This is a genomic window from Parabacteroides sp. AF21-43, assembly GCF_003635435.1.
GTDB lineage: Bacteria > Bacteroidota > Bacteroidia > Bacteroidales > Tannerellaceae > Parabacteroides > Parabacteroides distasonis.
Genome location: NZ_QTMG01000033.1, coordinates 1 through 20,652 on the forward strand (window position 1 = coordinate 1; position 20,652 = coordinate 20,652).

15 protein-coding genes and 1 tRNA gene are annotated in these 20,652 nt (G+C 48.0%); 9 read left to right on the forward strand and 7 right to left on the reverse strand.

Features of this window, described 5'->3' with window-relative positions; genetic code table 11:
- Window positions 1-68: 68 nt before the first annotated feature.
- Window positions 69-2,891: a sugar-binding domain-containing protein gene (locus DWX84_RS18440; protein WP_122377588.1), complete on the forward strand. Its 2,823-nt coding sequence runs from the start codon at window positions 69-71 to the stop codon at window positions 2,889-2,891.
- Window positions 2,892-3,407: 516 nt separating this feature from the next.
- Here DWX84_RS18440 and DWX84_RS18445 read toward each other — a convergent pair.
- Both DWX84_RS18445 and DWX84_RS18450 read right to left on the reverse strand, forming a co-directional pair.
- Window positions 3,408-4,319, reverse strand: coding sequence for a ThuA domain-containing protein (locus DWX84_RS18445; RefSeq protein ID WP_005856231.1), 912 nt, complete (start codon window positions 4,317-4,319; stop codon window positions 3,408-3,410).
- Window positions 4,316-4,813: a hypothetical protein gene (locus tag DWX84_RS18450; RefSeq protein WP_121961278.1), complete on the reverse strand. Its 498-nt coding sequence runs from the start codon at window positions 4,811-4,813 to the stop codon at window positions 4,316-4,318. Before DWX84_RS18450 ends, DWX84_RS18445 begins: the two co-directional genes overlap by 4 nt.
- 100 nt (window positions 4,814-4,913) lie before the next feature.
- Here DWX84_RS18450 and DWX84_RS18455 point away from each other — a divergent pair, with 100 nt between their 5' ends.
- Together DWX84_RS18455 and DWX84_RS18460 are read left to right on the forward strand one after the other, a co-directional pair.
- Complete coding sequence (locus DWX84_RS18455; RefSeq protein ID WP_229103430.1) at window positions 4,914-6,158, forward strand: family 20 glycosylhydrolase; 1,245 nt, start codon at window positions 4,914-4,916, stop codon at window positions 6,156-6,158.
- 125 nt (window positions 6,159-6,283) lie between these two features.
- The gene (locus DWX84_RS18460) at window positions 6,284-6,847 is read left to right on the forward strand and encodes a sugar O-acetyltransferase (protein WP_121961279.1); all 564 of its coding nucleotides are present in this window, start codon (window positions 6,284-6,286) and stop codon (window positions 6,845-6,847) included.
- Window positions 6,848-6,860: 13 nt separating this feature from the next.
- Here DWX84_RS18460 and DWX84_RS18465 read toward each other — a convergent pair whose 3' ends face one another.
- The gene (locus DWX84_RS18465) at window positions 6,861-7,763 is read right to left on the reverse strand and encodes an AraC family transcriptional regulator (protein WP_005868179.1); all 903 of its coding nucleotides are present in this window, start codon (window positions 7,761-7,763) and stop codon (window positions 6,861-6,863) included.
- A 145-nt stretch (window positions 7,764-7,908) separates the two neighbouring features.
- Window positions 7,909-7,982 (reverse strand) — tRNA-Asp (locus DWX84_RS18470).
- A gap of 144 nt (window positions 7,983-8,126) precedes the next feature.
- Here DWX84_RS18470 and DWX84_RS18475 point away from each other — a divergent pair.
- Together DWX84_RS18475 and DWX84_RS18480 are read left to right on the forward strand one after the other, a co-directional pair.
- Window positions 8,127-9,440 carry a pyridoxal phosphate-dependent aminotransferase gene (locus DWX84_RS18475; RefSeq protein WP_008771858.1) on the forward strand — a complete coding sequence of 438 codons (1,314 nt, stop codon included), beginning with the start codon at window positions 8,127-8,129 and terminating at the stop codon, window positions 9,438-9,440.
- Between the two features lie 120 nt (window positions 9,441-9,560).
- A complete protein-coding gene (locus DWX84_RS18480) occupies window positions 9,561-10,157 on the forward strand; it encodes a YqgE/AlgH family protein (RefSeq protein WP_005856219.1) in 597 nt (198 codons plus the stop codon).
- Here DWX84_RS18480 and DWX84_RS18485 read toward each other — a convergent pair.
- Genes DWX84_RS18485 through recR form a run of 3 tightly spaced genes read right to left on the reverse strand, consistent with a single transcriptional unit; the run spans window position 10,149 to window position 12,501 of the window.
- On the reverse strand, window positions 10,149-10,664 hold the full coding sequence (locus tag DWX84_RS18485; RefSeq protein WP_121961280.1) for a GNAT family N-acetyltransferase: 516 nt from the start codon (window positions 10,662-10,664) through the stop codon (window positions 10,149-10,151). The two genes, DWX84_RS18480 and DWX84_RS18485, sit on opposite strands and share 9 nt — an antisense overlap.
- Before the next feature lie 17 nt (window positions 10,665-10,681).
- A complete protein-coding gene (locus tag DWX84_RS18490; protein ID WP_121961281.1) occupies window positions 10,682-11,848 on the reverse strand; it encodes a glycosyltransferase family 2 protein in 1,167 nt (388 codons plus the stop codon).
- A gap of 26 nt (window positions 11,849-11,874) precedes the next feature.
- On the reverse strand, window positions 11,875-12,501 hold the full coding sequence (gene recR / locus DWX84_RS18495) for a recombination mediator RecR (protein WP_005868175.1): 627 nt from the start codon (window positions 12,499-12,501) through the stop codon (window positions 11,875-11,877).
- A 484-nt stretch (window positions 12,502-12,985) separates the two neighbouring features.
- Between recR and DWX84_RS18500 the strand changes: the two genes are divergently transcribed.
- From DWX84_RS18500 to DWX84_RS18515, 4 genes are all read left to right on the forward strand, one after another.
- Window positions 12,986-14,983: an OPT family oligopeptide transporter gene (locus tag DWX84_RS18500; protein ID WP_121961282.1), complete on the forward strand. Its 1,998-nt coding sequence runs from the start codon at window positions 12,986-12,988 to the stop codon at window positions 14,981-14,983.
- A 17-nt stretch (window positions 14,984-15,000) separates the two neighbouring features.
- Window positions 15,001-16,314 (forward strand): SpoIID/LytB domain-containing protein, encoded by a 1,314-nt coding sequence (locus DWX84_RS18505; protein WP_121961283.1) that lies wholly within the window; start codon window positions 15,001-15,003, stop codon window positions 16,312-16,314.
- A 148-nt stretch (window positions 16,315-16,462) separates the two neighbouring features.
- Window positions 16,463-18,841, forward strand: a complete 2,379-nt coding sequence (locus DWX84_RS18510) for an FtsX-like permease family protein (protein ID WP_121961284.1) — start codon at window positions 16,463-16,465, stop codon at window positions 18,839-18,841.
- A 225-nt stretch (window positions 18,842-19,066) separates the two neighbouring features.
- A complete protein-coding gene (locus DWX84_RS18515) occupies window positions 19,067-20,650 on the forward strand; it encodes a bifunctional UDP-sugar hydrolase/5'-nucleotidase (protein ID WP_121961285.1) in 1,584 nt (527 codons plus the stop codon).
- Window positions 20,651-20,652 lie beyond the last annotated feature (2 nt).

Here is a 20,652-nt window from a genome sequence, read left to right on the forward strand (position 1 = left end):
AAAGGCCAAAAATACTACCTTTGTACACTATTAATTAAGTAAACCATATTTAGAGTAAAAACATTACCATGAAGAGATTTTGGAGTATTCCACTTATGCTCATGCTATTCGCATGCCAAACTCCCAAAGAGAGTAGAGAGGAATTATCGCTTGCCGGTTGCTGGGAATTACGATTGGATTCAACAGATGTCACCGAGCAAGTTCAATTACCGGGTACCACGGACACCAACCAAAAAGGATACCCTAACAATGATAAGGAGGAGACAACTCATTTGTCTAGGCCCTTCCGCTATCAAGGTAAGGCTTGGTATCAGAAAGAGATCACGATTCCAGAGAATTGGGAAGGCAAGAGCATTTGGTTAATCTTGGAGCGAACAAAACCGACCCAAATATGGGTAGATAGCATATATGTCGGTTCATCCGACCATATTTCCACCCCTCAAGAATACGATCTGTCCGCATATCTCCGGGCTGGGAAGCATCACTTGACTATTCTAGTCGATAACGGTTTGAGCGTTCCGCCCCAATTATTGGACAATTCACACGCTTATACGGAATCCACGCAGACAAACTGGAACGGTATTATCGGAGACCTGAAATTGGAAGCCCGTCCACAATTCCATATCCGCCGGATACAAGTATATCCACATGCGGATCAAAAAACGGTGGACGTAAAAATAAAGCTTTCAAATCCATTCGAGCAAATGATCGTAGCCGCCGTTCAAATAGAGATGGAGGCTTTCAACACAGGCTTAGAGCACCATATCAAATTCAATAAGAATATCGTAGTTCAACAAGACGAGATCGTATTCCAAATACCGATGGGTGATGACGCCTTGGAATGGAGCGAGTTCTCCCCTACCCTGTATCGCTTGACCGCGAACATCCAAGGAGAGAATATCCAAGATAGCCAAAGTACTACTTTCGGATTAAGAGATTTCAAAGCAGAAGGAACACAATTCAACATCAACGGATTGACCACCTTCCTTCGTGGAAAACACGATGCTTGCGTATTTCCGCTTACAGGCCATGTACCGATGGATACCGCAGCATGGAGACGCTATTTCCGCATCGCCAAGGAATACGGTATCAATCATTGCCGTTTCCATTCATGGTGTCCTCCTAAAGCTTGTTTCGAGGCGGCCGATATCGAAGGTTTTTACCTCCAACCGGAACTACCTTTCTGGGGAAAGATGGAAAAGGGCGATACCACTTTGATCCATTTCCTCACCAAAGAAGGATTACAAATACAGGAGGCTTACGGGAATCACGCCTCTTTCGTCATGATGGCGATCGGCAACGAGCTTTCCGGGGATCAAGAAGCGATGGTAGACATGATCGCCCGTTTCCGTAGTGAGGACGGACGGCATTTATACGCATCTGGATCGAATGACTATCTAGGCTTCAACGGCCCTGCGGCGGGTGACGATTACTTCACGACCTGTCGAGTCCCCGGCGCTAACGTATTCAGCAACCATACCCGGGGTTCCTTCTCTTTCGCAGATGCGGAGGATGGCGGTTATATCAACCATACCTATCCAAACTCGGTCATGAATTTCGAATCCGCTATCGAACAATGTTCATTGCCTATCATCGGACATGAGACCGGGCAATTCCAATGTTATCCGAATTATGAGGAAATCAAGAAATATACCGGGGCACTAAAACCTTGGAATCTGGAGATATTCCGCAAACGACTGGGCGAGTCCGGTATGGCCGGACAAGCGGATGATTTCTTCAAGGCTTCCGGTAAATGGATGGCGCAACTTTACCGGGCCGAGATGGAAATGGCGTTCCGTACTCCGGGAATGGCCGGCTTCCAATTATTGGATTTACAGGATTATCCGGGACAGGGCACGGCGTTAGTCGGTATCTTGGACGCTTTTATGGATAATAAGGGCTTGATAACCGCCAAGGAATGGAAAGAGTCTTGCGATGATGTCGTATTACTGGCTCTCCTACCTAAATTCTGTTACTCTGGGAATGAGGCGCTCAAAGGCTCCATCAAGGTAGCGAACTATACACCTACCACTTTAAAAGGGAAACATCTAACTTGGACCTTGACGAATAGTCAAGATCAAGTAATCGCCCAAAACAACATACCGCTGCAAATCAATCAAGGTACGTTGGCCGAGGTAGGCCCATTAAATATCGCTTTACCTGCCATTCAAGAGGCTGAGACCTATACTTTACGGCTGGCGATCGAGGGCACGGATTATCACAATCATTATCCGTTATGGATTTATCCGGAACATAATAACGTGCAAATCCCTACGGATATCAATGTTATTAAGAAATGGGATAAACAGGCCGAGAACTTATTGGCGAACGGGGCGAAAGTATTGTGGTTCCCGGATGCCAAGACTTACAAGAACGTGACGGTAGAAGGATTATTCCAGACAGATTACTGGAATTACCGGATGTTTAAGTCCATCTGCGAATGGGTAAAGAAACCGGTCTCTCCGGGTACCCTCGGATTATTAATGAATCCCTCTCATCCGGTTTTCGCTCATTTCCCGACGGATTTCCATACAAACTGGCAATGGTTCACGATGATAAAGAATAGCCATCCGTTGATACTAGACCAGCTTCCGAATAATTACAGGCCGATCGTACAAGTGATCGATAACGTGGAGCGTAACCATAAATTAGGGATGATCCAAGAATTCAATGTCGGCCCGGGCAAGTTATTAATCTGTATGACAGACTTGGAAACCCAACAAGAATACCCGGAGGCCCGTCAATTATACCATAGCTTATTAAGTTATATGGATTCCTCCGAGTTCTCGCCTCAGATGACATTAACGCCCGCTCAATTGATCGAGTTATTCACGCATCAAGTCGGAGATTCGAAGATTAAGGAATTAGGGAATATCTCGTATGACGAGTAAGCGAGATGACAAATATACGATCTAATCCTGTCTTTTTAATAGATATAAGGCGTATCTTGTAACACAACCTTTTGAGAGAGATTGCCAAGTAGAGGAAAGAGGATAGCTATATATGGCGCTTTTTACTCAAAAAGGCCGCTTTTTATACACGATAGGTCATGAAAGCCTACGCAACTAGTCGTGTTAGGCAACGCCAATAGTCACGTTGGGCATCGAAAGCAGTCATGAATAGGGTTATGAACTGTCATGAATAGGCATCATAACCCTATCATTTCCCCAGCGTAACCCTATGAGATAGCCCAAACAACCCATAAGATATGAATTACGATGAACTAATTTCGCTAGAATGAAAGGCTGTTTTTTGACATCTATCTATTTAACAAACGATTACTGATTTTTTCTTGCGTATTTAGGAGCGAGCCGTACTTTGTCCCGGAAAAATCGATTCTCCGGGACTTAACTTTACAATTTGTCAATTTGATTATTCTGTCGAAAGACACCATCTTATTAAGGCATTTAATTCGTCGCATGGAAAGGAGCCTTGAATTCCGGACGGAGCGTACAGGTATCTTCCAATGGGAAATCCCGAGGGGCCTCTTGCGTCACTTCCCCGGTGGCCGCCCATTCAGCCCCTCTTAGTAAGGTTACCTGAAAACCCGTACACTCCATCGAGTAAATCATATTCGGGTCATTGCCGCAATGCCCCAACAGATCGACAAAGACACGCCCCTTCCCCCACTTCACCGTCCACATCAACGGTTCATGGCGTCCACGCTCATAAGCGGTAGCCAATATCTCCACATTCCGTACCGGACCACGCAAGCGGGTATAAATCTCGTCCTTAAAATGTTTCCATCTTATAGGCAGACCTTTCAAAATAGGGTGCTCCGGCGCACGATGCTCTAGGATCGTCTCATGCTGCAAGCCATGATAACCCGCATAACCGGGTGTATAATCGTATACATATTTGCCCTCTTTCCAATACAGGTAAGGACCGTCTTTCTCGTTTCGCCCCTCCCAAGCTCCCATGCCGATTATCTCGTTGTACGCTTTCCAACCGGCCATAGGTACCACGGAGGAATGGATAATCACGACCCCACCACCATCCGCTACATAGTTCTCGAAAGCTTTTTGGACAGGCTCGGGCCAGACTTCACCTCCGTAATTAACAACAACCAAGTTATATTTAGCGAAATCGGGCTTAAAGGTATTTATATCTCCTCCGAAATCCGGGGTAAAGACGAAATCCACCTTAAACATTCCACTGTTCTCTAAGATCTGCTTCATGGCCTCGCAAGCACCTCGCCAATAATGACTGCCATCTTGCCCAGCGATCATCATCGTTTTTATCACCTTTTTCTGGGCGTAAGAGGTTGAGGCTGATAAGGCGCAACAGATAAGCGCTATAAAATAGATATACTTTCTCATGGTTGTTGGGGGTTAAATTTTTCACTCTCGGGGCTCCATTCGATACGGTCGTAGCAACGGGTGGTTCGCAAATTATATCCTCGCTCATCAACCGTAAACTTCCCATCCTTGAAATAATCGATATATAACTCGGAGATCCCGTCATTATTACGATCCTCCACCGTAAGCGCATATTTATCTGTCACATAGATCTCATCCGATATATATTGGATCTCTCTCGTATAATTATCCACGATCACGTAATAAAACTTAAACAGGTCAAAAGTAGGGTAATGCCCATTATCCCGCCCGAAAAGCATGACCTCCTCCATAGCGGCATCATCATCCATATTCGCTAAAACGGATTGTTGAAACCAAAAGCCGTCTTTTTGCGCTTGCGGAGGAATCCGGTCCCAACCCTCTTGATGGGCTGTCACCCGGAATTGGGCATGGGCACCCATACAAACAAAAAGCAGGAGAACCCAATAAATCAATCGTCTTATCATGTCTATCATTTTTAATTATTATTCATATTTATAAGGCACAAATGTAATGATATGTCTCTTATTGATTATATTTGTCTTGTATTAAATTCACCTTTAGTCTAAATATATTATGAGCGATCAACCAATAGATTTTACGCAACGTAACATAGCCATCGACATCCTCCGGGCCGTCACGATATGCGTGATGATCTTCGAAAGCGTACATCAAATTAAAAATTTAAACATTAAAACATATCACTATATGAAAAAGATTATCGGACTATTCTTGCTTATATGGGCTATAGGTTCGGCCCAAGTTTCCGCCCAATCAGAGACAAACCGTTTAGATAGTATCATGCCCGTACGAGGCTTGGCCATCGCCGCTCCATCCGCACAGAAGTTGGATCTATTCTTGAAGTTCGTCCAAGAGGAACTGGCTCCCAGTCATTTCAACTTGTTGATTCTACGGGTAGACTGGAATTATGCCTATGAGTCCCATCCAGAACTGAGGGATCCGACCCCACTCACACGAGAGGATGTGAAAAAGATCGTAAAGGTTTGCCGGGATAACGGAATACGTATCGCTCCCCAGATCAATCTCTTGGGGCATCAATCATGGGCTGAGACTACCTACGCTTTATTACGTGAGTATCCGGAGTTCGACGAGACGCCACACGTGGATACCAAGAACTATACGGGTTGGCCCAACTCAGACGGGCTTTATTGTAAAAGTTACTGCCCACTTCATCCGGAAGTACATAAAATCGTATTCGCTTTAGTAGACGAGTTGACGGATGTTTTCGAGACTCAATTATTCCATGCAGGGATGGACGAGGTCTTTTATATCGGACATGATAGTTGCGCCCGTTGTGGCGGACATGACAAGGCTGAGTTATATGCCGGTGAGGTCACTAAAATACAAAACCACTTAGCCTCACAAGGCAAACGATTGATGATATGGGGAGACCGCCTGATCGATGGCAAGACTACCGGGATCGGCGCTTGGGAAGCTAGCATGAACAATACCTACCGTGCGATCGACTTGATCCCGAAAGATGTCTTTATCTGCGACTGGCATTATGAGCGTGCCGAGCAGACCGCTGTTTACTTTGCCATGAAAGGCTTCGACGTTGCTACATGCCCTTGGCGTAAACCTCAGATAGCGCTTCAACAGGTAGATGATATGATCCATTTCCGCCAGCATTCAAATCCGGAAATGTCTCGCCATTTCCAAGGAATTATCGAGACAGTCTGGTCCGGTGCAGACAGTTTCCTCGAGGCCTATTATAACCCGACTACCTATAAGCAAGAGGTCTCGGACGCTGTCACGGTCAAGAAACTGATTGAGAAATATAAGGCCTTGGAGAATCGGTGAATGTAATTTAGGTCATAATTCCTGTAATCCATCTACAAAAGTTTCTCTGGATTTCATCGATCTTTGCCGTTGCAATCGAAAAGGGATAAACAAACCAAGAAGTAGAACTTATTAAAATAGCAATTATGACACTAAACGAATTCTTGAAGTACGTAGAAACAGGAAAGCCTCTTAAAGGAGACGAGATCCATCAGTTTATGAACGAGATGAGCGATGAGGCCAGACGCATGACATTCGAGTTAAACGGCTCATATCACGATCCCGAGGAAATCCGTGAGCTGTTATCCCGCTTGTTTAATAAGCCGGTCGATCCGTCTTTTCGTGTATTCCCCCCGTTCTATACGGATTTTGGGAAGAATATCACGGTAGGCAAGAACGTTTTCATCAACGCTTGCTGTCATTTTCAAGATCATGGCGGGGTGACACTGGACGACGGTTGCCAGATCGGGCATAACGTGGTCTTTGCCACCCTCAACCACGGCTTCGCCCCCGAAGACCGGGGCACTACCTACCCTGCCCCGATCGTTTTGAAAAAGAATGTCTGGGTAGGCTCGAACGCAACGATCCTATCCGGCGTAACCATTGGCGAGAACGCTATAGTCGGAGCCGGCTCGGTAGTTACTAAAGATGTACCGGACAATGCCATCGTGGGAGGTGTTCCCGCCAAGGTCATAAAATACATCCAATAACCCGTAACACCGATTACGACATCTGGGATTTCCGATATTCATTCGGGGTACACCCCACGGTCTTCTTGAATATGCGGCTGAAGTGCTGGGAATATTGGAATCCTAGGTCGTAAGCGATTTGGCTGACGGTCTTGTTTGTCCCTAATATCCATTCTTTCGCTAAGGAAATAATCCGGTCTTGTATATTTTCTTGGGCAGTTTTCCCTGTTTCTTTCTTGATCAGATCACCGAAATAGTTCGGGGACAAACAAATCTTCTCGGCGAAATACCGTACAGTAGGTAGCCCTTCCTGTCTTAACAGATCACTTTGCAGGTATTCATCCAGTAATCGTTCGAACCTCACCAACACATCCTTATTCGTCTCCGCACGGGTCGTAAACTGACGGTCATAAAAACGCAGGCAATAATCGAGCAGCAACTCGATATTCATCGCGATCAGCCGTTTGCTATGCTTGTCGATGGAGTGCTCCAACTCGATCTGGATTTTCCTCAGGCAATCCACGAAGATCCCCTTCTCTTCCTCAGAGAGATGTAACGCCTCGTTTGATTCATAGGAGAAGAAAGAATAACGCTTGATGTCCCGTCCCAAAGCCGTACCACGGATCAAGTCCGGATGGAAAAGCAACCCATGCGCCAAAGGCCGGGTCCCATCCTTAAGCTCAATACCCGTCACCTGCCCGGGAGCGAATCCTATTACGGTTCCTTCTTGATAATCATAATATTGCCTCCCATACCGAATATCCCCGCATTTCGTATCTTTCAGGAAAAGTCCGTATATACCATAATTAACCCGGAAATTAGTAGGCCATGTCTCGGACTTGGATAAATCTACCACGCTCACCAATGGGTGCAACGTCTCCAAGCCAAACATCTTGTTGTATTGATCAACGGTATCGATCTTTATTAGATTCTCCATAAGGCTATCTGTTTTATTGGTCTCAAAGATAAACATTCCCAATATAACAACCTCATGCCATCAGGCAAAATCCATCGAACCGGATGATATCGTACTAAAATATGTATTAAAGGAAAATTTAAAAAGAGGAAGGAGAAATAAAAAGCGGTCTGGACGGGACTCGAACCCGCGACCCCATGCGTGACAGGCATGTATTCTAACCAGCTGAACTACCAGACCAAAATGTTATTCTTTATCGCTATTCCGTTGAATTGCGGTGCAAAGATAGGTGCTTTTTTTGAATTCGCAATAGTTTAGGATGAAAAAATTAGAACAAATCGATAAATTTCATACTTTTGTCCCCCATATATAATTAACACTAGCATGAAAAATACTCCTGTAGACTATCAGACAGCCAGACGGATTATCGATGGCTTTGGACTTCCCGATTTTGGGAAAGCGACTATCCGGGAGGTAGTTGCCATATCCACGCAATTGGAACAAGAAACGGGAACCGAGTTCATCCATATGGAAATGGGCGTACCGGGCTTGAAAGCCGCTCAAGTAGGCGTAGACGCTGAGATCGAAGCCCTTCGTAACGGTATAGCGTCTATCTACCCGAACATCAACGGAACTCCCGAAGTGAAAAAGCAAGCTTCCCGCTTTATCAAGGCGTTTATAAATATAGATATAGACCCGGAGTGTTGCGTACCCGTAACCGGTTCCATGCAGGGCACATACGCCTCTTTCCTTACGGCCGGACAATGTACGCCGGGAAAAGACACCATCTTGTTTATCGACCCCGGATTCCCCGTGCAGAAACAGCAAATAGCCGTTATGGGCTATAAATATGAGTCGTTCGACGTATACGAATACCGTGGCGAGCGATTGCGTGAGGCCTTGGAAACGCATCTTTCCAAAGGCAATATTGCCGCGATGATCTATTCCAACCCGAACAATCCGGCTTGGTTCTGCCTCACCGACGAGGAGTTGAAGATCATCGGCGAGATGGCCAACAAATACGACGTGATTGTCATAGAGGACCTCGCCTATTTCGCCATGGATTTCCGCAAGGACCTCGGATGTCCTTTCGAGCCTCCTTACCAAGCGAGCGTAGCCCGTTATACCGATAATTATATCATGCAGATATCCGGTTCCAAAGCGTTCAGCTATGCCGGACAGCGTATCGGCGTGACAGCGATCTCCAATAAACTTTACCATCGCTCCTATCCGGGATTGACTCAGCGTTATGGAGGCGGTACGTTCGGTACGGTATATATCCACCGTGTCTTATACGCCCTATCTTCCGGAACCAGCCACTCGGCCCAATTCGCCTTAGCCGCCATGTTCAAGGCCGCCGCAGACGGTACGTTCGACTTTGTCTCGCAAGTGAAAGAATACGGACGTCGAGCGGAGAAACTAAAGAAGATTTTTACGGATCATGGTTTCACAATCGTTTATGATCACGATCTGGACCAACCGATAGCCGACGGTTTCTATTTCACGATCGGTTACCCGGGAATGACCGGCGGACAATTGATGGAAGAGCTGGTTTATTACGGAGTAAGCGCCATATCATTAAGCACCACAGGCAGTAACCAACAAGGACTACGGGCTTGTACCTCTTTCATAAAAGATCACCAATATGATTTGCTGGACGAAAGACTGAGATTATTCGAGGAAAATCATCAAGCATAAATTAACAATAAGCCCGGTCGGTTCACGTTTATTAACTTGAATCCCGGGCTTTTCATTTGCTTCTTATTAAAAAACGCCTTATATTGTCGGTGAATTAGTAACAACCTAACATTCACGATCATGGCATCTTATAAAAATATATTTAAAATAACACATAACGATGTCCTTCCTATTCAAGGAAGTATTCTGATTGCCGAGCCTTTTTTACAAGATGCCTATTTCCAACGTTCCGTCGTATTATTAATAGAGCATACGGAACACGGATCGATGGGATTTGTCTTGAATAAAAAAACGGATCTTATCGTAAACTCTTTTTTCAAGGAGTTTGCCGAATTTCCGGAGATACCGATTTATCTGGGGGGGCCGGTCAGCCCCAACCGTTTGTTCTTTATTCATTCCTTAGGGGATAATATCATTCCGGACGCATTAAAGATCAATGATTATTTATATTTCGACGGGGATTTCAACGCATTGAAACGATACATCCTCAACGGGCACCCAATCGATGGGAAAGTGAAGTTTTTCTTGGGATACTCCGGATGGACCGAAGGGCAATTAAACCATGAAATCAAACGGAACTCGTGGGCCGTAAGCCATATCACCACCGATAATATCCTGTCTGCCGATGGGGAGGGCTATTGGAAAGATTCCGTAGAATTATTAGGCAATGATTATAAAACTTGGACAAAATATCCGAAGGACCCGTATTTAAATTAACTGCATTATGCAGACATCGGAATAACCATCCGGTGTCCTGATCCAGTCCTTAAGCGTCCCCGCCTCGACAAATCCCAGACGGGTAAATAATTTCTTGCTAGGCTCGTTCGCCACGGGAATATGCACATAAAGTTGATGAAGCTTCAAAAACGTATAAGCGTATTCCATCAATAGTCTTAACGCTTCCGTAGCGAAACCACGTCCTTGATACTTACGATCCAGCATAATACCGCAAGCCGCCCGGTTCGGATGCGGCTCAAAATCGAATAAGTCCACGATCCCCACGGAAGTCCCCGTATCGCAATCCTCGATCATGAAGCGAAGTTGGCGAGACTCATAGATACTCCGGTCGCTACCCGCTATATATTCCTTCAATAGATAACGGGAATAGGGCGCCAAGGTATTCCCTACTTCCCATAACTCCGGATCATTCTCCCAACGATACAACAACTCCAGATCCTCTGGTTCCAATGCCCTCAAACGGACTCTATCATTCGACAATAACATATTTACCCAAGGATTACTTAAACAAGCCGACCACTCTTCTTCGTATATATATGGTAAACCGCTTTCTTGTTCACGAGCTTGTCCATAAACAAGAGCATCTGCTCGTAACGGGCATCGGGGAAGCAGAAAGCGTAGTCCGTAAAGCCTTTCATCTGGTTCTTGCGACAGATAGCATCCATCACACGCTCCACGTCCAAATCCCAGAGATTCACGAATTCCAGATCCGGCATAGCTTTCAGGCAAACGGCCTTTACCTCCTCAAAATGATCCTCCCTACACAAGATCAAAAGGCGGCGATGCTTAACCGCTTTAGCCTTCTTGCGTAGAGGGGCTGAAATCGTCGCCCAGCAAGCTTTCAGCAGGACAGCCAACCGGATCAGTATCCGCATCAACCAACCGGACCCCGGATAATATTTCTTATAGAAAATCAACATGGCACCGTAAAAAGCCCTTATGTACCTCAAGTCACCATGCTTCGTACTCTCCCCCTTATAATGCAGGATCCGTTCCGGCACGTACAAGTTCTTATAGCCTCCCAACACGATCCGATAAGACAAATCGATATCCTCCCCATACATGAAGAACGACTCATCCAACAAGCCAACCTTATCCAACGCCTCATGACGAAGCAACATGAACGCACCCGCCAGCACCTCCACCTTATGCGTCTGCTCTTTATCCAGATACGGCAGGCTATAACGTGCGAATGCCGGAGAGTTAGGAAACAGCTTTGAAAGGCCGAATATCTTGCAGAACGACACCCAAGGCGAAGGGAAAGCCCGTTTGCTCTCCGGCAAGAATACCCCATGCCCATTCAACATCTTCACGCCGATAGCTCCGATCTCCGGGTCCTCATCCATCTGGAAGCACAGGCTGCGGAGGCTCTCCTCTCCCACCACGGTATCGGGATTCAGCAATAATACGTATTCCCCGGCGCACTGGCGAATCGCCTGATTATTGGCCTTGGCGAAACCGGGATTATCTTTATTCTCAATGAAAACCACCTCTGGGAACTTAGGCCGGAGATATTCGACAGATCCATCCGTCGAGTTATTATCCACCACGAACACCTCGGCGTCCATCCCCGTTACGGCGGCACGGACAGAATAGAGGCATTGCTCCAGAAAATACTTCACGTTATAGTTAACGATGATAACGGACAACTTGGTTTCTTCGTAGGTCATTCCGGATATTAATTATGAGTTATGATTTATGAATTAGAAGAGGTGAGATTGAACTCGGTACGATTGATAATGGATCGTCCTAAGGTGATCTCGTCGGCATACTCGATCTCATCACCGATAGATACGCCACGTGCGATGACACTGATCCTCACATCGTAACCGGATAGCTTCCGGTAAATAAAAAAGTTAGTCGTATCGCCTTCCATGGTAGTGCTCAACGCTAAGATGATCTCTTTCACCTCACCTTCGGCCACACGTCGCACCAGACTGTCGATACGCAAGTCTCCCGGTCCGATACCATCCATCGGCGAGATGATCCCGCCCAACACATGGTATACGCCACGGAATTGCCCGGTATTCTCTATCGCCATCACCTCCTTGATATTCTCTACCACGCAAACCAAGGAATGGTCACGGCTGGGGTTGGCGCAAATAGAGCAAACCTCATCATCACATATATTATGGCAGACCTTGCAGTACTTCACGTCTCGACGGAGGGCGACCAAGGCCGCAGCGAAGTTTTCCGTATAGCCGACGTCCCGGCGCAACATATAAAGCGCTAGCCGGAGCGCTGTCTTCCTCCCCACCCCCGGCAAGGAAGCCAATTCATTCACGGCATTTTCCAACAAGGCTGAAGGATATCTTTGATTCATCTACTTTCTGTATTTGACTACAAAAATAGAAAGAATTTACGAATTAACGATAAACCTCAAATTATTTACTCGGCTTCTCCCCCATCCCATTCAAGTCGCACATCTCTTGCTTGATATGTACAACTATAACTGCTCTAGGTATAATTGTTCATGTCCTCAAGTAATAAACATTCTTTTTGCCATATACAAACATACTTACTACTTGATCTATTTCCAAATGATCGCCGTGGGATGTACAGACCACGACGTGATTTGTATATTCCACGACTTGGTCTGTACAGATCACGCCGTGGTTTGTAGAATTATACAGCATGCGAACAAGAATTCATACGCTACTGGGCAAGAATTCATATAGATAATTTGGGTACGGTTGCCCTAACTATTCTAAAGAATCCTTGCATGTCTCAGCCAGAAAACATAAATTTGTCACCCAACACCCGTTTGGTGGAGCTATTACGAACTTATAATCTAACATTTTAATATCGTGAAACCAGAAAATGAAGAAAAGGTAACCGGGCTGCCAGAAAACGCCTACCGAGAATTAAAAGAAGGGGAAAGCTACAAGCCTCTTATGTCTCCCAACAAACACTATCCGGAGGTTACGCCTTGGTCCGTCCTTTGGGGATTGGTCATGGCGGTGATATTCAGCGCGGCGGCCGCTTATCTGGGTCTGAAGGTCGGTCAGGTATTCGAGGCCGCCATCCCGATCGCTATCATCGCCGTAGGGTTGTCCAGCGGATTCAAGCGGAAGAACGCCTTGGGAGAGAACGTCATCATCCAGTCTATCGGGGCCAGTAGCGGCGTGATCGTGGCGGGGGCCATTTTCACCTTGCCCGCCCTTTATATCCTGCAAGACAAATATCCGGAGATCACGGTCAATTTCTTCGAGGTTTTCATGAGTTCCTTGTTAGGAGGTATCATCGGGATCTTGCTATTAATCCCGTTCCGTAAATATTTCGTATCCGATATGCACGGTAAGTATCCTTTCCCGGAGGCTACGGCAACCACGCAAGTACTCGTCTCCGGCGAGAAAGGCGGAAGCCAAGCGAAGCCCTTGATCTTCGCCGGATTAATCGGTGGTTTGTACGACTTCATCATCGCCACCTTCGGTTGGTGGGGCGAGACGATCAGTACCCGTATCGTCGGAGCCGGTGAGATGCTGGCAGAGAAGGCCAAGATCGTATTGAAAGTCAATACGGGCGCTGCCGTACTAGGTCTGGGTTACATCATCGGATTAAAATACTCCTTGATCATCTGCGCCGGTTCATTCTTGGTATGGTTGGTGATCATCCCCGCCATGTCCGCCATTTTCAGCGCCGACGTACTTACGTTCGGAAATGACGCTATCACGGCGACCGTCGGGAGCATGAGCGCCGAGCAAATCTTCACCACCTACGCCCGCCACATCGGTATCGGAGGTATCGCTACCGCCGGGGTGATCGGCATCATCAACTCTTGGGGAATCATCAAGGGAGCCGTAGGCTTGGCGGCGAACGAGTTGAAAGGAAAAGGAGACGCTGTGGAGAGTAATACTATACGTACGCAAAAGGATTTGTCGATGAAGGTGATAACGATCGGTATCATCGTATCGCTGATCGTCACCTTCCTGTTCTTCCAGTTCGGCGTACTTCATAATTGGTTCCATGCCGCCATCGGCTTATTGTTGGTCGGGGTGATCGCCTTCCTTTTTACGACCGTAGCGGCAAACGCTATCGCTATCGTAGGGACGAACCCGGTATCGGGCATGACGCTCATGACGTTGATCCTCGCCTCCATCATCTTGGTCGCCGTAGGGTTGAAAGGGCCGGCCGGCATGGTATCCGCCCTGATTATCGGAGGCGTGGTTTGTACGGCGCTTTCCATGGCGGGAGGTTTCATTACCGACTTAAAGATCGGCTATTGGCTGGGGAGCACACCCGCCAAGCAAGAGACTTGGAAATTCCTAGGCACACTAGTTTCCGCCGCTACGGTAGGAGGTGTGATCTTGATATTGAACCAGACGTACGGTTTCACGACCGGACAATTGGCCGCTCCGCAAGCGAACGCCATGGCCGCCGTTATCGAGCCATTGATGAGTGGTTCGGGGGCACCTTGGGCTTTATACGCAATCGGAGCCGTCCTCGCCATCGTATTGAACTTCTGCAAGATACCGGCGTTGGCATTCGCCTTGGGTATGTTTATCCCTTTGGACCTGAATACGCCGCTTTTGATCGGTGGAGCGATCAGTTGGTACGTAGGAAGCCGTAGCAAAGACCAAAGCTTGAACTCAGCCCGTTTGGAGAAAGGTACGTTACTGGCTTCCGGCTTTATCGCCGGCGGCGCCTTGATGGGCGTGGTCAGCGCAGCCTTACGTTTCGGCGGAATCAACTTGATGAACGAGGAATGGGCATCTAGCAATGCCGCCGAGATACTGGCGGTTGTCATGTACCTTGTCATGATCGCTTACCTCACATTTAATTCCCTGAACGCGAAAAAAGAATAGAATAAAGGAATAAGGATATGGAAGCACCTGTAATCAACGTGGGAATCATGACCCACAAAGCAATCTCATTTGTTTTTAACGAGGAGTATGTACATACGGAAACCGGCACGTTCACCATAGGCGAGCAACGTGCCCTCTGGGTAAACGGCAAGATCGTGTACAATGGGAAGCTTTATCAGGAGCTATTCTTCGAGCCGACCAGCCCGCAATCCTCTTTCGACTTGAAGGCGGTCACGATCGGCGTGGATTTTCACTGGCAACGACAGGAGGATCAACGCTTCAAGGGAGCGTTGAACCTCGTGGCGACCGATAAAGGTATCGTCACGATCAACCAAGTGGACGTGGAGGAATACCTTACCAGCGTAATCTCCTCGGAGATGAGCGCCAACGCCTCCAAAGAGTTGCTGAAAGCCCATGCCGTGATCTCGCGAAGCTGGCTCTTGGCACAGGTCGAGAAGAATTTCAACTTGAACGGATCGGTTACGCCCTATAAAAGTTGTTACCGCGACAACGACACCTTGATCCGCTGGTACGACCGGGAGGACCATGATCTGTTCGATGTCTGTGCCGACGACCATTGCCAGCGTTACCAAGGTATTACCCGGGCATCGAACCCGATAGTCAGGGAGGTGATCAAAGAGACACGTGGAGAGGTATTGATGGATAACGATACGATCTGCGACGCCCGCTTCTCGAAATGCTGCGGAGGCGTGACCGAGAAATTCGAGAATTGCTGGGAACCGGTTCCCCACTCCTATCTTACCGCATTGAGGGACGGCGAGACTCCCGCCTATCCCGACTTGACGGACGAGCGGGAAGCGGAACAATGGATACGTACCTCACCCGAAGCCTTCTGTAATACGACGGACAAGGAGATCCTTAGCCAAGTGCTAAACAACTACGATCAAGAGACCACGGATTTCTACCGTTGGAAAGTAGAATACACGCAAGAGGAACTATCGGGGTTGATCCACCGGAAAACGGGTATGGATTTCGGGCCGATCATCGATCTCGTACCGTTGGAAAGAGGTTCGTCCGGACGTATCACGAAACTCAAGATCGTAGGGGTACGCCGTTCGTTCACCATCGGCAAAGAGCTTGAGATACGCCGGACATTGTCCGAGACGCATCTATACAGCTCGGCCTTTGTTGTCGATAAGAAGGATATCCGCCTCGATATCCCCTCCCGCTTCATCTTAACGGGAGCCGGATGGGGACATGGCGTGGGGCTTTGCCAGATCGGAGCCGCCGTGATGGGAGCCAAAGGGTATTCGTACCGGAAAATCCTCACGCATTATTTCCCCGGAGCCTCTATTGAGAAAAGGTATTAAACAAAGGTGTCCAAAATCTGGACACCCTTGTCCAATTATTGGACACTCATAAATAATCATACGCTACTCACCCCTCTGTTTTTCAACCACATAAACACAATGGCACGGTATTTGATTTTATCTTACCGGAAAATAATACAATAACAATATGAAAAACATCGGGATCGCAATTCGCTCCCTTTTTAAGAGAGGGCAACACAATGTAATGAAGATTATCTCCTTGGGTATAGGACTGACCATCGGCTTGGTGCTGATCGCTAAAGTCCACTTCGAGAACACCTACGATAACTTCTATCCGGACGGAGACCGGATCTATCGAGTATATGAGAAATTTTTCATGAACGGGGAAGTGGGCGACCACGGGCAAACGCCCGCCGGAGTAATCCCCCTCTTGAAACAAGAGACACCGGAGATCGAGGCCGCCACACGCTATACGTACTTCCGGGGAAACTCCCCTTTTACGATGTCCGACAACAAGCATCGGCTCAAAGCGACCTTCATCCTAGCGGACAGTTGTCTTTTCGACGTATTGCCCCGCCCCATGCTCATCGGAGACCCTAAGCAAGTTCTCTCCCAACCCATGTACGTGCTCGTATCCGACGAGATCGCCGAACGTATCGGCGGTAACGTGATGGGAAAACGCTTCGAGATTGACGACGCGCCGGGACAAGCCCTCACGATAGGCGGCGTATTCAAGAAACTACCGGACAACACCGAACAGAGTTATGACATTATCGTATCCCTTTCTTCCATCAGCAAGTTCATGTGGGACGGAACCCATATGTTAACCGGAAACGACCGCTACCAAAGTTATGTCAAGGTATCGCCGGGTACGACAGAGGCCCAGTTGGAAGCGGGAATGAGACAGATGATCGACAAGCATTTCCCCGTAAACGACCTTAAGAAAGCCGGCGTGGAACTGACCTTCACCTTCCACAAACTACTCAACGTACATATGGAGGACGATATGGCCAAACGTATGGCCTTGATCCTCTCGTTCATCGCCTTCGTATTGATCTTCACCGCCGTAATGAACTATATATTGATCGTGATCTCCTCCATCGTGAACCGCACGAAAGAGATGGCCGTACGCAAATGTTACGGGGCGAGCGGTAAGGATATCCAAGGTATGGCGTTGTCCGAGGTAGGGACCCACGTCACCGTCGCGCTAGCGCTGGTCGTACTTCTGATCCTAGGATTTCAAGGAACTATAAAGGAGCTGATCGGCACGGGAGTCCGATCGTTATTCCTATCCACAGGTATGTGGGCGATATGTCTCACGGTCATAGTCGTACTGATCTCTACGGGCATAGCTACCGGCTGGTTCTTAGGACGCATTCCTGTAGCGGCTGTTTTCCGGAGTATTCGTGAAGCACGCCGCCTTTGGAAGCTGGGACTCTTGTTCTTCCAGTTCACGGCAATCAGCTTCCTCGCCTCCTTATTGCTAGTGGTAGGCAAGCAATACGACCATATGGTGAATGATCATCCGGGATACAATCCCGAGAACCTCGCCTATGTGTATATCGGCGCCGTAGACTCCACGGGGCGTGCCAAACTGATCGAGGAAACCCAGAGATTGCCCGAGGTAGACGCCATCACGACTTGCTATAACCTTCCTTTCTGGGGAGCCTCGGGCAATAACGTCTATCTTCCGGGAGACGACCGGGAACTATTCAACATCGCCGACCTCTACGACGTAGGAAACGATTACCTGAACGTATTGGAAATCCCGATCGTAGAAGGACAATACTTCACAGAGAATACCACCTCCTCGCAAGAGATACTGGTGAGCCGCAATTTCATTGAATACATGAAACCTTTCGCCGACTGGAAGGATGGAGCCGTGGGCAAGACGGTACAAATAACCGGACACGATACCAAGTCCGAGTCGATGCCTCTCTTCACGATCCGGGGCGTGTTCGAGGATTTCCGCCTAGGCTCCATAGCGGGAGAAGATCCGCGAGCCAAGATCATGTTCTATACGAAAGGGGCGGCCCAACATATGGTCATTCGGTACCATAGCCTTTCTTCCGAGGCCCTACGCAAGACGCAGGATCTAATTGGGCAACTCATCCCGGATAAAGAACTCAACGTGATCTCCTTCAAGAGCGAGATGCTGGAAGGATACACCTCCTCCCGGAAATTCCGTGACTCCGTCATGATCGGTGGCATCGTCACCTTGCTGATCGTCTTTATCGGATTGATCGGATACACGAACGACGAGGTGAACCGTCGCCGGAAAGAAATGGCGATCCGCAAGATTAACGGAGCCACGGTAAAAGACATACTCCATATTTTCTTGAAAGATATCATCACCATGGCATTGCCGGCCATCTTACTTGGTTGCGGTATCGCTTTCTATATCTCCCAAAAATGGCAAGAGCAATTCTCGGAAAAGATCCAGCTATCCTGGTATCTATTCGTGGGAGGAGGCGTATTGGTACTCACCGTCATACTGGCGGTTTCCGGATATAACGTATTCCGTACCACCCACGACAATCCCGTAAACAACCTCAAGTCCGAATAAATCAAAAGGGCCGCATCTTATCCGGACGGCGGCCCTTTGACTTAATGTTTACCTATTTCCCGGTTATGATGAACAACCGGTTCGCTTTCACTCTCACGAGCTATTACTATGACACAAAGGTAGGCCGAAGGTTTAAAACGATCAAAAAGAATTCGACGAATCGGGCGTTTTCCTCGGTGAATCTCGTTATTTTTCCTACTTTTGTCCCTATTAATACATACAACCATGGGACTGAAAAAACAATTCGTATCAGCGATTTTGCTAGGCAGCGCACTAACCGCTCCCCTATTCGCGCAAGATATCGCCACCCCGTCCAGCTCGATAGACACTTTAGCCATTTTCTCATTCAACGATTTCCATGGGGCTTTCGCCTCCGACGGGATCACGCCGGGAGCCGCCCGGTTGGTACAAATGACACAAAACGAGAAACAACGCTATCCGCATTCCATCGTTGTCTCAGGCGGAGATAATTTCAGCGGAAGCTATTTCTCCAAGATCACGAAAGGCGAGCCTATCAAAGAGATGTACGAGGCGATGGACGTGGAAATGTCCGCCATCGGTAACCACGAGTTCGACTGGGGGCTTCCTTACCTAGTGGACACCGCCGCTTTGAATATCCCCCATGTGGCCGCCAATATCACCGAAGAGAAGAGATATACTCACCCCGACTGGTTGAGTCCCTACCGTATCGTAGAGCGTAAGTTGAAAGATGGCTCCTCCCTGCGCATAGCCTTCATCGGACTGACCACGACGGACACCTACGTCAAGACCAAGCCGGAGAACCTGAAAGGGCTTCAGTTCACGCATCCGCTGGGAGCGGCCTGCATACAAACCGTCTACCAGTTAAAGAAAGAGGGCCAGATCGATATGATTATCCTCTTGATGCACATCGGCACGGATATGAAAATGCCTTACCGCATCACCGAGGAGAACGCCCAAGGACTGCCGTTCATCGATAAGGTAGACGCCATCATATCCGCCCACTCACATGAGCTGGTGCTCGATAAGATCAATAACATCCCCATCATCCAAGCCGGCGTAAACGGTACCCATATCGGGAAACTGCTGTTCCAGATACAGGATTTCAACGGACACCGGGATATCTCTTTCATCCAAGGGGATACCGTGCGTGTAGCCTGCGAGGAGAACCCGGAGATGCGAGAGGCCGTGGAGAAGATCATGGATAAATACCGGCTGAACGAGAAACTTGCCACGGCAAAAGAGGCCTTGATCCACGACCGTACCATCAATAAGTTCGACTATACGCCTATCGGGGCGTTGGTCACGGCCGCTTACGCCAAGCGTTTCCAAAAAGAGATGCCCGCTTACAAGGATCAGCCGGTGATCGGCGTAAACCATTACGGAGGTATCCGTGCGGCCCTCCCGAAAGGGGATATCACCCGACTGCGTGCCGGCAACATCCTGCCTTTCGGCTCCGCTATCGTTGCCTATCGTTTCGACGGCAAGCGGTTGAAGAAGCTATTGGAGGATGGACGGAAGAATCCGAACGGTTTCCTTCAATCCTCCGACCTCACGCTTACCCTAAGCGGAAATAAGATCGAGAAAATAGTCTATACAAGAGACGGGCAAAAGACCGAGATCGAGGACAATACCCCTTGCGTGGTGACCCTAGACGCTTTCATCACCGATGGCGGAGACGGGTACGACGCCTCTTTATTCAAGGGCTACGAGATCCCGGAATTCGATAATTTAGGTATCATATCGACCGACGCTTTCATGGACTACCTAAAGGGCTTCAAGAAACCCATCACGGTAGAATCCACGCATATGCCGGTTATTTCAAAGTAAAG